Here is a 14,121-nt window from a genome sequence, read left to right as displayed (position 1 = left end):
ACACCCCCTCCGTCCGCCCCCTCCGCCCCACCCCCTCCACCCACCCCCTCCGTCCGCCCCTCTGCGACACAACTTCGGAGATCGTCGCCGACGCGCCGAGGATCGGCTCCAGCCAACGGGGTGTCGGCCACGAGATCCGAAGTTGTGTCGCCGGACGGATGCCGCAGGCGGGGTCGTGTCAGCGGCGTTGCCGTAGGGTCTCGACGATCGCGCGCTCGACGAGATCCCAATCGTGCACGATCATCGCGTAGTCGAATCGCAGCGTCGCGTGCCCCCATGCGGCGGCGTTGGCATCTCGGACCAAGTCCTTGTGACGGAGGGAGCGAGGATCGTGATTCGCCCGGCCATCTGCTTCGACGATGAGCCAATCCCCGATGAGGACGTCCACACGACCCGTACCGACGATCCACACCTGGGTGCGGACATTCCAGCCGTATGCGCGCAGCCTCAGCCGAAGCAGCGACTCCAATCCGCTGTCCGAGTCCGTGCGAGAGAACGCCACCAGATCTCGGCCTTTCCTTCCCAGCGCCTGTCGCAGCCACCGCAGACCGGACGCGTCGATCAGACCTTGCCGCCGCGCGGACTCAAGCGCGACGAAGAAGCGCTCTCCGCCGCGACATCGGAAGATCTGCCACAGTACTCGCGGAACCGAAGGGAGCGCGAACGCCGACGCGCCCGGAGCGTCGTCCCAATGCGCGATGCAGGAACACGGTTCGTCGCCGTGCGTGTACTGATGGCGGTCGCCGTTCATCCAGACATGCAGCTGCGGGGAATCGAGTACCCAGAGTCCAAGGTGCCGCGCGGCCGACTCGCACCCGATCACACCGCCGTGAGCCGCAGCGTCGAGGACATCCAGGCACGCGTCAGAACTCGCGTAGACGCCATGGCGCAGGTGGATGAGGTGGCCGTCCCGAGCGAGGCGCGCTATCTCCGCGCGCCGCATCCGCCGACGCAGCGTGCCGTACATCCACACCTGATCACCCGCAGCACCGCACATGCTTCGAGAGCGCCCCGCTCGCGGCTCGCATCATGACCCCGGCCCCGCAACGCGGGGAGATCACGGGCGACTCGCTACCTGTGCAGGAAGGTTCATTCAGGAGCACAACTTCGGAGATCGCGTGCGACACCCCGGAGAGTGGATGCTCGCATCGGCGTGTCATCGTCCGATCTCCGAAGCTGTGCCGTCGGACATGCAGGAAGGGCCCGGATGCCGCGACACCCGAGCCCTTCAGTGGCAGTGGCAGTGAACCTCAGCTCAACCGAAGCGGCCGGAGACGTAGTCCTCGGTGGCCTGCACGGACGGGGTCGTGAAGATGCTCGTGGTGTCGTCGTACTCGATGAGCTTCCCCGGCTTGCCGGTGCCGGCGATGTTGAAGAACGCCGTCTTGTCGGACACGCGCGACGCCTGCTGCATGTTGTGCGTGACGATCACGATCGTGAACTCGTTCTTGAGCTCGCCGATCAGCTCCTCGATCGCGTAGGTCGAGATCGGGTCGAGGGCCGAGCACGGCTCGTCCATCAGCAGCACCTCGGGCGACACGGCGATCGCGCGCGCGATGCACAGACGCTGCTGCTGTCCGCCCGACAGGCCGGAGCCGGGGCGGTCGAGGCGGTCCTTGACCTCGTTCCACAGGTTCGCACCGGTGAGCGACTTCTCCACCAGGGCGTCCTGGTCGCTCTTGGACATGCGCGAGTTGTTGAGCTTCACGCCTGCGAGCACGTTCTCCTTGATGGACATCGTGGGGAACGGGTTCGGCCGCTGGAAGACCATGCCGACCTGACGGCGCACGAGCACCGGGTCGACACCGGGACCATAGAGGTCCTTGCCGTCGAGCAGCACCTCGCCTTCGACGCGTGCGCCGGGGATGACCTCGTGCATGCGGTTCAGGGTGCGCAGGAACGTGGACTTGCCGCAGCCCGAGGGGCCGATGAAGGCGGTGACGCTCCGCGGCTGGATGTCGAGGGAGACGCCCTCCACCGCGAGGAAGCTGCTGTAGTAGACGTTGAGGTCGTTGACTTCGATGCTCTTGGACACGTGGATTCCTGTTCTGAGTGGTCGGGCGCTCAGCGGCCGGAGACCTTCGGGGCGAACAACTTCGCGATGAGACGCGCGAGAAGGTTCAGGACCATGACGATGAGGATGAGGGTGAGGGCGGCGGCCCAGGCGCGCGCGACGGCGGCATCGGGACTCGTGCCCTGGTTCATGTACTGGTTGTAGGCGAACACCGGCAGCGTCATCATCTGGCCGTTGAAGATGTTCAGGTTCATGCTCTGCGTGAAGCCCGCGGTGAGCAGCAGGGGCGCGGTCTCGCCGATGACGCGGGAGATGGCGAGCATGATCGAGGTCGTGATGCCGGCGATCGAGGTCGGCAGCACGACCTTGAGGATCGTCAGCCACTTCGGCACTCCGAGGGCGTACGACGCCTCGCGAAGCTCGTTCGGCACGATCCGCAGCAGCTCCTCGCTGCCGCGCACGACCACAGGGGTCATCAGCACGGCGAGTGCGAGCGCGCCCATGAATCCCATCGAGATGCCGGGCTTGAAGATCAGCGCGAAGACGGCGTAGATGAACAGACCGGCCACGATCGAGGGGATGCCGGTCATGACGTCGACGAAGAAGGTGATCGCCTTGGCGATCTTGCCCCGGCCGTATTCGACGAGGTAGATCGAGGTCATCAGGCCGATCGGCACCGAGATGACGGTCGCCGTCAGGGTGATCAGGAGCGTGCCCCAGATGGCGTGCACGATGCCGCCGCCCTCGCCGACGACGTTGCGCATCGAGTAGCTGAAGAACTCGGCGTCGAACCGCTCGATGCCGTTGGCCACGACCGTCCACAGCAGCGACACGAGCGGAAGCAGGGCGATCAGGAACGCGGTGGCGACGAGGGCCGTCATCAGTCGGTCGACGGCCTTGCGGCGGCTCTCCGCGATCGAGGAGATCACCGTGATGATGATCATGTAGAGCAGGATGCCGACGATCGCGGTGCCGACGATGTTGAAGTCGGCGAGGCTGGACCCGGCGGCGGCCGCAGCGACCCCGAAGATCGCGGCGGAGATGGCGAAGGATGCCGCGAGCAGGGCCCACGGAGCCCACTTCGGCAGCTTGCCGGAGGTGAGGGATGCCGTGCCGGACGCGGTGGGAGCGGCGGTGAGGGTGGTCATGTCAGTTCGCTCCCGAGAACTCGGCGCGGCGGGCGACGATCCAGCGCGCCAGCGCATTGACCGCGAAGGTCACGACGAAGAGGATGAGGCCGGTCGCGATCAGCGTGTTGACACCGGTGCCGTGCGCTTCGGGGAAGGCCAGGGCGATGTTGGCGGGGATCGGCGTGGGGTTGGTGGCGGTGAGCACCAGGAAGCTGACGACGGCCGAGGGGGAGAGCACCATGGTCACGGCCATGGTCTCGCCGAGTGCGCGGCCGAGAGCCAGCATCGCTGCCGACACCATGCCGCCGCGCGCGAAGGGGAGCACTGCCATGCGGACCATCTCCCACCGGGTGGAGCCGAGCGCGAGGGCCGCTTCCTCATGGAGCTTCGGCGTCTGCAGGAAGACCTCGCGGCAGATGGCCGTCATGATCGGGATGCACATCACCGCGAGCACGAGGGCCGCGGTGAGGATCGTCTTGCCGGTGGACGAGACCTGGCCGCCGAAGAAGGGGACCCAGGAGGCGTTCGTGTTCAACCAGGCGTAGATGGGCTGCAGCAGGGGAGCGAGCACCAGGCCGCCCCAGAGACCGAACACCACGGAAGGCACGGCGGCGAGGAGGTCGATGACGTAGCCGAGGAAGGCGGCGAGTCGCCGGTGCGCGTAGTGCGAGATGAACAGCGCGATGCCGATGGCGATCGGGGCGGCGATGAGCAGGGCGATGAACGAGGCCCAGAGCGTGCCGAAGACCAGCGGCCACACGTACACCCAGAAGGATTCGCCCTTGAGGATGTGGTTGTCGGTGGTGTCGAGCTGGAACGCCGGAAGGCTCTGGATGAAGAGGAAGGCGGCGACGAGCGCGAGGACGATGAGGATGATGATCCCCGCCCCGAGCGCGGTGCCCGAGAAGACCCGGTCGCCCAGTCGCTGCTTCGCCTTGATCGGTGCGGGCGGCGCCTTGATCGGTGCCGGTGTGGGCGCCTGCGCGGTCGTGCTCATGATCTCCCTGTTTCGGGCCGGGTCGATATGGATCGGATTCTGACCGGGAGGTGCCCCCGCGCCCGATGAGGACGCGGGGGCACTGCCGTCAGTCGATCGGCTGGATCAGCCGACCTGGATCAGGTCGATCGCGGCCAGCACCTGCTCGCGCAGACCGTCCGAGATCGGGGCGCTGCCGGCGTTCTCCGCAGCGGCGTCCTGGCCCTCGGCGCTCGCGATGTAGGAGAAGTACTCCTTCACGAGCTCGGCGACGGTGCTGTCCTCGTACTGCTCGCAGCCGATGAGGTAGCTGACCAGGGCGATCGGGTAGGCGCCGTCGGCTGCAGAGGCCGGGTCGACGTCGAAGACGAGGTCGGCCTCGCCGCGACCCTCGGCCAGCGGGGAGTTCTCGACGAGCTTCGATGCGGCCTCGGCGGAGTAGGGGACGAACTCCTCGCCGACGCCCACCGCGACCTGGCCGAGACCGTCGGCCTGCGATGCGTCGAGGAAGCCGATGGCTCCGTTGCCCGCCGTGATGGCCTGCTTGACGCCCGAGGTGCCCTGTGCGGCCTCGCCGCCCTGGATCGGCCAGACATCGGCCGGCTCGTAGGTCCAGATGTCACCGGCGGTGGCGCTCAGGTACTTGGTGAACGTCTCCTGCGTGCCGGAGGGGTCGGAGCGGTGCACCGGCGAGATCGCCAGGTCGGGCAGCTCGACGCCGTCGTTCAGGGCGGCGATGGCCGGATCGTTCCAGTTGCTGATGGTGCCGGCGAAGATGCCCGCGATGGTGGCGGCATCCAGGTTGAGGGTGTCGACCCCCTCGAGGTTGAAGGCGACGGCGACGGGCGAGATGTAGAGGGGAACCTCGACGATGTCGTCGGTCGTGCAGGCGCCGAAGCCGCCGGCGGCGATCTCCTCGTCGTTGAAGGCGCGGTCGGAGCCGATGAAGTTGCTGCCGCCCTCGAGGAAGTTCTCGCGACCCGTGCCGGAGCCGGTCGGCTCGTAGTTGACGGTCACATCGGGGTTGGCGCTCTGGAACGCGGCGACCCAGGCCTCCTGGGCGGCGGCCTGCGAGGACGCGCCGGTGGCGTCGATCGTGCCGGAGAGCGTGGACTCGGAGGGCTCTTCGCTGGAGCCGCCCGTTCCGCCTTCGTTCGCGGCACAGCCGGCGAGGGCGAGAGCGGCCACGGCGCCGATGGCGCCGATTCGTGCGATTCGGGAGATCTTCACTGTGGATCCTTCGATCTTGGATGGGTGGGGCCCGGTGCAGGGCACACAGTGACGCTATGGGCGACGGTTAACGAGACTCTCCCGAGCAGGTGAACGGCAGGTGAACGACGGGCGACTCTCTGGGGCGCTCCCGCGAGATTCCGGGCCTGGGTCGCTGAGCTTGTCGAAGCGTCAGACCTTGGGGATGTGCGTCTCGATCGCGATGATGCCCGAGCCGGGGTTCGTGGCCGACAGGTGGACGACGGAGAACGCGGCGGGCTCCAGGTCCGAGGCGCTGCCGAGATACGAGCCGTGGACGGTGCCGGTGGCCAGGGCGATCTCCGACAGCAGTGCCGGAAGCACCGGTCCGTGGCTGCACAGCACAGCGGGCTTTCCGGAACGGACACGACGCCCGACGACCGAGCGGAGATCGGCGGTGCCGTCTTCCCACGCGTCCTGACTGATCTTCTCCGTCTGCACGGGCTTGCGATCGAGTGCCTTGGCGAGGGGTGTGACCGTCTCGACGCAGCGCACGGCGTCGCTGGTCACGATCTTGCGCACCCCGAAGGCGCGCAGGGGGCCGACGATGGACTTCGCCTGCTTGCGGCCGCGGTCGGTCAGTGGTCGCGCGGCATCCGAGCGATCCCAGTCCGATCGCGACATCGCCTTCGCGTGGCGCAGCGCGATCACCGGGAAGGTGCGGAGCACGCCGTCGTCGACGAGGTTCGTGAAGAAGTCGAGGATCTCCAGGTCGACGGGGTAGCTCAGGCGGGAACGAGCCTTCTTGACGCTGACCCACTCGAGCGCCGCGATCTCCCGGTTGGGCAGGAACGTCGACTCGCGGATCGCGTCTTCGGTCGCCTCGGCGGCCCAGTAGTGCACGACCTTCTGCTTCCGGGAGGCGAGGTGATAGCGGCTGACGCCGACCGGCACGCCGAGCGAGACGCGGATGCCGGTCTCCTCGTGCACCTCACGCACGGCGGTCTCGGCCAGCATCTCTCCGGGATCGACCTTGCCCTTGGGCAGCGTGATGTCGCGATACTTCGTGCGGTGGATCAGGAGGATCCGCAGCTTGCCGTCGACGAGGCGCCAGACCACGGCTCCCGCGGCATACACGGCTTTGTCCGCCCACTTCGAGCCGGTCGCGGTGTCGGGCGGGAGCTGCAGCTGCCGCCCGGTCATCGCACCGCCCGTGCGCGGCGACGCCTCTGGATCAACCCCATGGTCTTATCCTGCAGGTCGATCAGGGGCTTGCCGTCCGCGTCGACGGCGTGGCGCTCCCACACGCCTCCGGCGCCCAGGTGCCACGACGTCGTCCCGGCATCCATCGCCAGGTCGAAGAACGTCTGCAGCTCCTTCAGGTGCGCGGGGTCGGTGACCCGCACCAGCGCTTCGACGCGACGGTCGAGGTTGCGGTGCATCATGTCGGCGCTGCCGATGTACACCTGCGGGTTTCCGCCGTTCTCGAACGCGAAGATGCGCGAGTGCTCCAGGTAGCGCCCGAGGATGCTGCGCACGGTGATGTTGTCGCTGATGCCGTCGAGGTCGGTGCGCAGGCTGCAGATGCCGCGCACCCAGACGTCGACCTTCACGCCCGCGGCGCTTGCGCGGTAGAGCGCGTCGATGATCTCCTCGTCGACCATCGAGTTCACCTTGATGCGGATGTGGGCAGGCACGCCGGCCTCGGCGTTCCGGCGTTCGGCGTCGATCTGGCGGACGAGGCCCTTCCGGAGGTGCAGCGGGGCGACGAGGAGACGCTTGAACTTCTTCTCGATGGCGTAACCGCTGAGCTCGTTGAAGAGTCGCGTCAGGTCCTTGCCGACCTGCGCATCGGCGGTGAACAGACCGAAGTCCTCGTAGATGCGGCTGGTCTTCGGGTTGTAGTTGCCGGTGCCGACGTGGGAGTAGTGCTGGAGCTTGCCGTCTTCCTCGCGGATGACGAGGGCGAGCTTGCAGTGCGTCTTCAGCCCGACGAGTCCGTAGACCACGTGCACGCCGGCCTTCTCGAGCTTGCGTGCCCAGACGATGTTGTTGGCCTCATCGAATCGGGCTTTCACCTCGACGAGCGCCAGCACCTGCTTTCCGGCCTCGGCGGCGTCGATCAGCGCCTGCACGACGGGGCTGTCACCGGACGTGCGGTACAGCGTCTGCTTGATGGCGAGAACGTGCGGGTCGCGCGCGGCCTGCTCGAGGAACGCCTGGACGCTGGTGGTGAACGACTCGTACGGGTGGTGCACGAGCACGTCCGATTTGCGGATGGCCTTGAAGATGTCGGCGCGGTTGCTCGATCCCGCGGGCTGGAAGGCCACGGCCGTGGTAGGCAGGTGCGGCGGGTAGCGAAGGTCTGGGCGGTCGATGCGGGACAGATCGAACAGGCCGCGCAGATCGAGCGGGCCGGGGAGGCGGTAGACCTCCAGGTCGGTGATGTCGAGCTCGCGGACCAGCAGGTCCATCGTGACGTCATCCATGTCGTCGGTGATCTCGAGACGGATCGGCGGACCGAACCGGCGGCGGAGCAGCTCGGCCTCGAGGGCCTGGATGAGGTTCTCGCTCTCGTCCTCCTCGATCTCCACGTCTTCGTTGCGCGTCAGACGGAACGCGTGGTGGTCGAGCACCTCCATGCCGGGGAACAGATCGCCCAGATGGTTCGCGATGAGCTCCTCCAGGCGAAGGAACCGCTTGATCTCGCCGCCGCCGGGCACCTCGACGAAGCGGGGGAGCATGGGCGGCACCTTGAGGCGGGCGAACTCCTGCCGACCGGTTCGCGCGTTGCGGATGCGGATCGCGAGGTTCAGTGACAGGCCGGAGATGTACGGGAACGGGTGAGCCGGGTCGACCGCGAGCGGCATGAGCACCGGGAACACCTGGGCCTGGAAGTACTCGGACAGCGCGGAGCGCTCGCCGTCGGTGAGTTCGGTCCAGTCGGTGATCTCCACGCCGGATTCCGCGAGGGCAGGGCGGACCAGCGAGATCCACGCATCCGCGTGTCGCAGCTGCAGGGCGTGCGCCTCGCGGGAGATGTCCGCGAGTGCGTCGACGGGGGAGCGGCCGATGTTGGTCGGCACGGCGAGCCCGGTCATGATGCGCCGCTTGAGGCCCGCCACGCGCACCATGAAGAACTCGTCGAGGTTGCTGGCGAAGATCGCCAGGAAGTTGGCCCGTTCGAGTTCTGGCAGCGACGGATCCTCGGCGAGCTCCAGCACGCGCTGGTTGAACGCGAGCCAGCTCAGCTCGCGATCCAGGTAGCGGTGGTCCGGGAGCTGGGAGTCGGGCGACTCGATGGCGTCGAAGTCATCGTCTTCGGCGTCTCCGAGGCCGGCGTCGGCGAGTGCGGGATCGATCATGGGGTACATCTAAGCACCGCCGGGTGACGCTCGTGTGAACGGCGTCCGTCCTCACCCGGCTGCGGCGACGTTCTCGTCCTCGTTGACGTTGAACCGATAGCCGACGTTGCGCACGGTGCCGATGATCTGCTCCTGGTCTCCGAGCTTCGCCCGGAGCCGCCGCACATGCACATCGACGGTGCGGGTGCCGCCGAAGTAGTCGTAGCCCCAGACTTCGCTGAGCAGCTGCTCCCTGGTGAAGACACGTGACGGATGCGTGGCGAGGAAGTGCAGGAGCTGGAACTCCTTGTAGGTGAGATCCAGGGGCCTGCCGCGCAGCTTCGCCGAGTACGACTGCTCATCGATCGTGACCCCGGAGGCCTGCACCCGTGCGGGCTCGGCGACGTCATCTCGCCGCGCGAGTGCGAGACGCAGTCGTGCGTCGATCTCGGCTGGTCCCGCGGTGACGAGCAGGACGTCGTCGATGCCCCAGTCGCCGGAGAGAGCACTCATGCCGCCCTCGGTGACCACGAGGAGCAGGGGCGCGTCCTGTCCGGTGGCGCGCAGCAGACGGCACAGCGACTTCGCCGCCACCAGGTCATGACGACCGTCGACGATCACGACGTCGTACTCCGGGGCGTTGACCAGTTGTGCGGTTTCCGCCGGAATCTGGCGCGCTTTATGGCTCAGCAACTCGAGAGCGGGCAGGACCTGCTCCGAGAGCGGAGCGTTGGTCAGAACCAGGACCAGGGCCACGCGCACTCCTCACCGACGGGGGGATCGACGTCGTGCCGCCATGATACCGGGAGGCGATGCGCAACAATGGTGTCATGACGGATCCAGCACTCGCACCGCGCAACGCGTTCGTCGGCGTGATCGTCGTGTGGGCGGCGGCGTTCGTCGCCACGGTGGCGATCGGCATCTTCGTGCCCGAAGAATGGCGCGTGCCGTGGATGCTCGTCGGCTTCGGCGGCGTCGTGCTGCTGTCGTTCGCCGTGCAGCTCTGGTACGGGCGCACGCAGGGCTTCATCTTCCGGGTGGCGAGCAGTGTCACGGGCGCCCTGCTGCTGATGGGGCTCATCTCGATCGGGTTCGGCCTGGCGGCGTTGATCCCGTCCTGACGCCGGCGCGGCGCGGTAAGGTGGAGCACATGGACCTCATGGCGCTCGAAATCTTCTTCATCGGCCTGCTAGGCCTCGCGAGCCTCGCTATCGTCTTCGTCTCGGCAGTGGTGCTGCGCAACCTCTTCCGCGGCCAGCGCTGACGCGATCGTGATCGAACTCCCCACCGACCTTCCCGCCGACCTCGCGCCGCTCGCGTGGCTCATCGGCGTGTGGGAGGGCACGGGCGTCATCGACTATCCGGTGGGTGACGATCGTCTGCAGGGCGAGTTCACGCACCGGGTCAGCTTCAGCCACGACGGCGGCCCCTTCCTGAACTACTCCGGTACCGCGACGTTCCTCTCGGAAGACGGCGCACCGGCGGCGGCTCTCCTTGCCGAGACCGGCTTCTGGCGGCTCGCCCGCCCGGCCACGTCGGCAGATCCGGGTCCCGCACTGCTCCCGCCGATGGCCCCCGCCGTCACACGCACGGTCGACGACGTCGAGGAACTCCGCGCTCCCAGCGGCGGATTCCCGATCGAGGTCTCCGTCGCCCACTCCGACGGTGCGCTCGAGCTCTACCTCGGCGAGATCAACGGACCCCGCGTCGACATCGGCACGGATGCCGTCGTCCGCAGCTCCGGAGCGAAGGTGCACACCGCTTCTTCCCGCATGTACGGCCTGGTCGACGGTCACCTGCTGTGGGCATGGGATGTCGCCGCCCTCGGCACCCCGCTCCGCGCGCACGCCTCGGCGCGACTGGCCAAGGTCTGACATGCCGGGTTTCGGCGAGCTCGACGGTGTCGTGTCCGATGGCGACCGGATCATGCATTTCGGCGACGCCTTCCGTGAGCAGCGGCGTCTCGCCGACGGCGCGGCCCTCGCCCCTCTCGGCGACCGGATGGTCATCGAGGTCTCGGGCCCGGAACGGCTGACCTGGCTCGACTCGATCACCTCGCAGTCGGTGGGCCGTCTCACCGCCGGCGAGAGCACCGAGCTGCTGGTGCTCGACCCGCAGGGGCGCGTCGAGCACGCGGCCGGCGTCCTCGACGACGGCACATCGACCTGGCTCATCGCCGACGCGGGCGATGCCGATGCGCTCGCGGGCTGGTTGACCCGCATGAAGTTCCGCACTCAGGCGACGGTCGACGTCCGTTCCGACCTCGAGCTCATCGGCTACATCGACGGGGGCGCGGTGGCCGCCACGGCATCCGCTGCCGCCCTCGCGCCGCACGGCAGCCCCTTGATCTGGGCCGACCCGTGGCAGCGGATCAGCAGCGGAGGTCATCAGTACGCCGAGGTCGCCGAGCATCCCGCCACGGACTACGCATGGCGGGTCGCGATCTTGAGCGCGGACGCGGCGGATGCGCTCGCCGTTTCGCTCGAACGCGATGCCCTCGCCGGAATCCTCGCCGCAGAGGCCTTGCGCATCGCCGCCTGGCGCCCGCGCTGGAGCACCGAGGTCGACGAGCGCTCGCTGCCCCACGAGTCCGACTGGATCCGCAGTGCGGTGCACCTGAACAAGGGCTGCTACCGCGGACAGGAGACCGTCGCCAAGGTGCACAACCTCGGACATCCTCCGCGCCGTCTGGCTGCGCTGCACCTCGACGGCAGCGACGCCGTGCTTCCCGAGCCCGGAGACGCGGTCTTCGCGGGAGACGATGAGGTCGGGCACATCACCTCGGTGGCCCGACACCATGACGACGGGCCGATCGCGCTCGCCATCCTCTCCCGTCGCGCACCGATCGGCGACCTCGTGGTGCGTGCCGACGGCATCGACATCGCGGCGTCCCAGCAGGTGATCGTGCCGGCCGATGCCGGTGCCATGGCAGACATCCCGCGCCTCACGCGGCTGTCCCGTCGTCCGTCCGCACCCGACCCGCGCGACACCGGCGTCGGCAGTTGACCTCAGCCTGGTAGGGGAGCGACGGCCGACCAGGGCAGCGTGAGCTCGCCCAGCCGCCAGCGTGTCCGTCCGCCGAGCACCGGCCACCCCTGGGCGCGAAGAGCGCCCACGGCGGCGAGGAAGCGCTGTGTGGCACCGAACGTCGACAGGGGCGCGGCCCGCTCCCACTCGCGGTCGAGCTCGACCAGGAGCGCGTGGATCCGCTCGCCGGGCACGTTGCGGTGGATGAGCGCCTTCGGCAGTCTTTCGGCGACGATGCTCGGCCACTCCAGATCGGCGAGCCGGAGAGAGATCGTGAAGCGCAGCGGGACAGCGTGCGCGTCGACGTCGATCCAGCTCGAGACGCGGCCGATCTCGTCGCAGGTCCCCTCGAACAGCAGACCGTCCGGTGCGAGCCGCGACGCCATGCGCGCCCACGCGTCCGGCACGTCCTGCTCGTCGTACTGGCGCAGCACGTTCATGGCGCGGATCACCGCAGCCTTGCGACCGTCGGGAAGGGGGACCTCGAAGCCGCCGCGGGCGAACGAGACCGGGAGGTCGGGTGCGAAGGAGGTGCGTCCCGCTCGCACCTCGGCGAGCTGGGCGCCGGCCGTCGCGACGCGTGCCGGGTCGATCTCCAGACCGCGCACCTCGACGTCGTCGCGCACCCTCACCAGCCGCGTCGCGAGCTCGAACGCAGTGACGCCGCTGGCACCGTAGCCGAGATCCACGACCAAGGGGTCGGATGCTCGGCGCAGGGCATCGCTCGCCGCAATCCATCGGTCGTTGCGCCGCAGCCGGTTCGTCCCCGTGGTGCCACGGGTCGGCCGACCGAGGGGAGATGACGCCATGTCTCCATCCTCCCAGCATCCGAATCGGGCGCCGGCCCCGGCCCGGATAAACTGGCGACATGACTGCGACGCGCACCCTCATCCTGCTCCGCCACGGCCGGAGCGAATGGAACGAACTGAATCTGTTCACCGGCTGGGTGGACGTCCGCCTCAACGAGCAGGGCCAGAAGGAGGCGCGCCGAGGTGGCGAGCTCCTCGCCGAGTCCGGCATCCTCCCCGATGTGCTGCACACGTCCCTGCTGAGTCGTGCGATCCAGACGGCGAACATCGCTCTCGACGCCGCCGACCGCCTCTGGATCCCGGTGACCCGCTCCTGGCGGCTCAACGAGCGCCACTACGGTGCTCTTCAGGGCAAGGACAAGGCGCAGACCCTCGAAGAGTTCGGTCCCGAGCAGTTCCAGCTCTGGCGTCGTTCGTTCGACGTGCCGCCGCCCGTGCTCGACGACGAGAGCGAGTTCAGCCAGGTCGGCGACGTCCGTTACGCCGACATCGACGGAGAGGTGCCGCGCACCGAGTCGCTCAAGCTCGTCATCGACCGTCTGCTGCCGTACTGGGAGAGCGCGATCGTCCCCGACCTCGAGGCCGGCAAGACCGTGCTCGTCACCGCGCACGGCAACTCGCTGCGCGGCCTTGTGAAGCACCTCGAGGGCATCAGCGACGAAGACATCGCCGAGCTGAACATCCCGACCGGCATCCCGCTGGTCTACGAGCTGGACGAGAACAACGTGCCCACCGGCCCCGGTCGCTACCTCGACCCGGAGGCTGCTGCCGCCGGTGCTGCCGCCGTCGCGGCCCAGGGCAAGAAGTAAGAGCCCGACACCCCGGGAAGACGCCGAGACCCCGTGCTGCAGATGTCTGCAGCACGGGGTCTCGGCGTGAAAGCGGGGTGTCGCGTGGCGGGTCAGGCGTGTCCGTACTCCTGCTGGCCGAGCTCCTGCTGCTCGACGGCGAGGGGGATGTCCTCCTCCTCGACGGCCCAGTCTCCGGTGGCGAGGTAGACGACCTTCTTCGCGACGGCCACCGCGTGGTCGGCGAAGCGCTCGTGGTAGCGGCTGGCGAGGGTGGCGTCGACGGTGGCCGTGGCCTCGCCCTTCCAGTTGTCGCTGAGCACCTTCTCGAAGACGGTGGCGTGGAGCTCATCGACGTCGTCATCCGCATTTCGGATGGCGTCGGCGAAACGCAGGTCCTGGGTGCGCAGCAGCTCCGAGAGCGTACGCGCGACCTCCACGTCGAGTTCGCCCATCTTCACGAAGGTGCCCTTGAGGCCCCTCGGGATGGCCCTCTCGGGGAAGCGGAGCCGGGCGAGCTGCGCGATGTGCTCGGACATGTCGCCCATCCGCTCGAGCGACGCGCTCACACGCAGTGCCGTCACGACGATGCGAAGATCGCGGGCGACCGGCTGCTGGCGGGCGAGGATCTCGATGGCCTGCTCGTCGAGCGCGACGGCCAGTTCGTCGATCTTCGCGTCGTCGGCGATCACCTCTTCGGCCAGGGCGACGTCGCTCGTCGCGAACGCCCTCGTCGCCTTGTCGATCGAGACCGTGACCAGGTCGGCGATCTCCACGAGGCGGGACTGGAGGTCCTCGAGGGACTGGTGGAAGACTTCGCGCATGTTGGGGCGCAACCTTTCATT

At 68.2% G+C, this 14,121-nt stretch carries 14 protein-coding genes; 4 read left to right on the top strand and 10 right to left on the bottom strand.

Going from position 1 to position 14,121, the window contains the following annotated elements:
* Positions 1-178 precede the first annotated feature (178 nt).
* From AC6CHX_RS19130 to AC6CHX_RS19095, 8 genes are all read right to left on the bottom strand, one after another.
* Positions 179-967, bottom strand: coding sequence for a DUF559 domain-containing protein (locus AC6CHX_RS19130; RefSeq protein ID WP_498274208.1), 789 nt, complete (start codon positions 965-967; stop codon positions 179-181).
* A 288-nt stretch (positions 968-1,255) separates the two neighbouring features.
* On the bottom strand, positions 1,256-2,035 hold the full coding sequence (gene pstB, locus AC6CHX_RS19125) for a phosphate ABC transporter ATP-binding protein PstB (protein ID WP_116635803.1): 780 nt from the start codon (positions 2,033-2,035) through the stop codon (positions 1,256-1,258).
* A gap of 29 nt (positions 2,036-2,064) precedes the next feature.
* The gene (pstA, locus tag AC6CHX_RS19120; protein WP_136041180.1) at positions 2,065-3,162 is read right to left on the bottom strand and encodes a phosphate ABC transporter permease PstA; all 1,098 of its coding nucleotides are present in this window, start codon (positions 3,160-3,162) and stop codon (positions 2,065-2,067) included.
* A 1-nt stretch (position 3,163) separates the two neighbouring features.
* Positions 3,164-4,141, bottom strand: a complete 978-nt coding sequence (gene pstC / locus AC6CHX_RS19115) for a phosphate ABC transporter permease subunit PstC (protein WP_376100447.1) — start codon at positions 4,139-4,141, stop codon at positions 3,164-3,166.
* 105 nt (positions 4,142-4,246) lie between these two features.
* Positions 4,247-5,350 (bottom strand): phosphate ABC transporter substrate-binding protein PstS, encoded by a 1,104-nt coding sequence (locus AC6CHX_RS19110; protein ID WP_498274206.1) that lies wholly within the window; start codon positions 5,348-5,350, stop codon positions 4,247-4,249.
* A gap of 171 nt (positions 5,351-5,521) precedes the next feature.
* Positions 5,522-6,511 (bottom strand): NUDIX hydrolase, encoded by a 990-nt coding sequence (locus AC6CHX_RS19105; protein WP_452326564.1) that lies wholly within the window; start codon positions 6,509-6,511, stop codon positions 5,522-5,524.
* Positions 6,508-8,673: an RNA degradosome polyphosphate kinase gene (locus AC6CHX_RS19100; protein ID WP_498274204.1), complete on the bottom strand. Its 2,166-nt coding sequence runs from the start codon at positions 8,671-8,673 to the stop codon at positions 6,508-6,510. The genes AC6CHX_RS19105 and AC6CHX_RS19100 overlap by 4 nt, the downstream gene beginning before the upstream one ends.
* A 51-nt stretch (positions 8,674-8,724) precedes the next feature.
* Positions 8,725-9,408: a winged helix-turn-helix transcriptional regulator gene (locus tag AC6CHX_RS19095; RefSeq protein ID WP_136041176.1), complete on the bottom strand. Its 684-nt coding sequence runs from the start codon at positions 9,406-9,408 to the stop codon at positions 8,725-8,727.
* A 74-nt stretch (positions 9,409-9,482) separates the two neighbouring features.
* On the opposite strand from AC6CHX_RS19095, the gene AC6CHX_RS19090 reads away from it, so the two are divergent.
* The 3 genes from AC6CHX_RS19090 to ygfZ all read left to right on the top strand — a co-directional run bounded on the left by AC6CHX_RS19090 (position 9,483) and on the right by ygfZ (position 11,658).
* On the top strand, positions 9,483-9,773 hold the full coding sequence (locus AC6CHX_RS19090; RefSeq protein WP_136041175.1) for a hypothetical protein: 291 nt from the start codon (positions 9,483-9,485) through the stop codon (positions 9,771-9,773).
* A 150-nt stretch (positions 9,774-9,923) separates the two neighbouring features.
* Positions 9,924-10,526, top strand: a complete 603-nt coding sequence (locus AC6CHX_RS19085; RefSeq protein WP_498274202.1) for a heme-binding beta-barrel domain-containing protein — start codon at positions 9,924-9,926, stop codon at positions 10,524-10,526.
* A 1-nt stretch (position 10,527) separates the two neighbouring features.
* Positions 10,528-11,658, top strand: a complete 1,131-nt coding sequence (gene ygfZ / locus AC6CHX_RS19080; protein ID WP_498274200.1) for a CAF17-like 4Fe-4S cluster assembly/insertion protein YgfZ — start codon at positions 10,528-10,530, stop codon at positions 11,656-11,658.
* A 2-nt stretch (positions 11,659-11,660) separates the two neighbouring features.
* Here the strand turns inward: ygfZ and AC6CHX_RS19075 are convergent, their stop codons facing one another.
* On the bottom strand, positions 11,661-12,488 hold the full coding sequence (locus tag AC6CHX_RS19075; protein ID WP_498274198.1) for a class I SAM-dependent methyltransferase: 828 nt from the start codon (positions 12,486-12,488) through the stop codon (positions 11,661-11,663).
* Between the two features lie 59 nt (positions 12,489-12,547).
* Here AC6CHX_RS19075 and AC6CHX_RS19070 point away from each other — a divergent pair, with 59 nt between their 5' ends.
* Entirely contained in the window at positions 12,548-13,297 is a 750-nt protein-coding gene (locus tag AC6CHX_RS19070; protein ID WP_498274196.1) for a phosphoglyceromutase, read from the top strand.
* Positions 13,298-13,389: 92 nt separating this feature from the next.
* Here AC6CHX_RS19070 and phoU read toward each other — a convergent pair whose 3' ends face one another.
* On the bottom strand, positions 13,390-14,100 hold the full coding sequence (phoU, locus tag AC6CHX_RS19065) for a phosphate signaling complex protein PhoU (protein ID WP_136041170.1): 711 nt from the start codon (positions 14,098-14,100) through the stop codon (positions 13,390-13,392).
* Positions 14,101-14,121: the final 21 nt, after the last annotated feature.

This window comes from Microbacterium sp. GQ128 (genome assembly GCF_059758615.1).
This window is presented reverse-complemented; position numbering and strand designations above follow the sequence as displayed.

Excerpts from the sequence above, each read along its gene's own strand:
- AC6CHX_RS19130 (WP_498274208.1), bottom strand. The coding sequence starts at position 967 with ATGTACGGCACGCTGCGTCGGCGGATGCGGCGCGCGGAGATAGCGCGC.
- pstA (WP_136041180.1), bottom strand. The coding sequence starts at position 3,162 with ATGACCACCCTCACCGCCGCTCCCACCGCGTCCGGCACGGCATCCCTC.
- pstC (WP_376100447.1), bottom strand. The coding sequence starts at position 4,141 with ATGAGCACGACCGCGCAGGCGCCCACACCGGCACCGATCAAGGCGCCG.
- AC6CHX_RS19105 (WP_452326564.1), bottom strand. The coding sequence starts at position 6,511 with ATGACCGGGCGGCAGCTGCAGCTCCCGCCCGACACCGCGACCGGCTCG.
- AC6CHX_RS19100 (WP_498274204.1), bottom strand. The coding sequence starts at position 8,673 with ATGATCGATCCCGCACTCGCCGACGCCGGCCTCGGAGACGCCGAAGAC.
- AC6CHX_RS19090 (WP_136041175.1), top strand. The coding sequence starts at position 9,483 with ATGACGGATCCAGCACTCGCACCGCGCAACGCGTTCGTCGGCGTGATC.
- ygfZ (WP_498274200.1), top strand. The coding sequence starts at position 10,528 with ATGCCGGGTTTCGGCGAGCTCGACGGTGTCGTGTCCGATGGCGACCGG.
- AC6CHX_RS19075 (WP_498274198.1), bottom strand. The coding sequence starts at position 12,488 with ATGGCGTCATCTCCCCTCGGTCGGCCGACCCGTGGCACCACGGGGACG.
- AC6CHX_RS19070 (WP_498274196.1), top strand. The coding sequence starts at position 12,548 with ATGACTGCGACGCGCACCCTCATCCTGCTCCGCCACGGCCGGAGCGAA.
- phoU (WP_136041170.1), bottom strand. The coding sequence starts at position 14,100 with ATGCGCGAAGTCTTCCACCAGTCCCTCGAGGACCTCCAGTCCCGCCTC.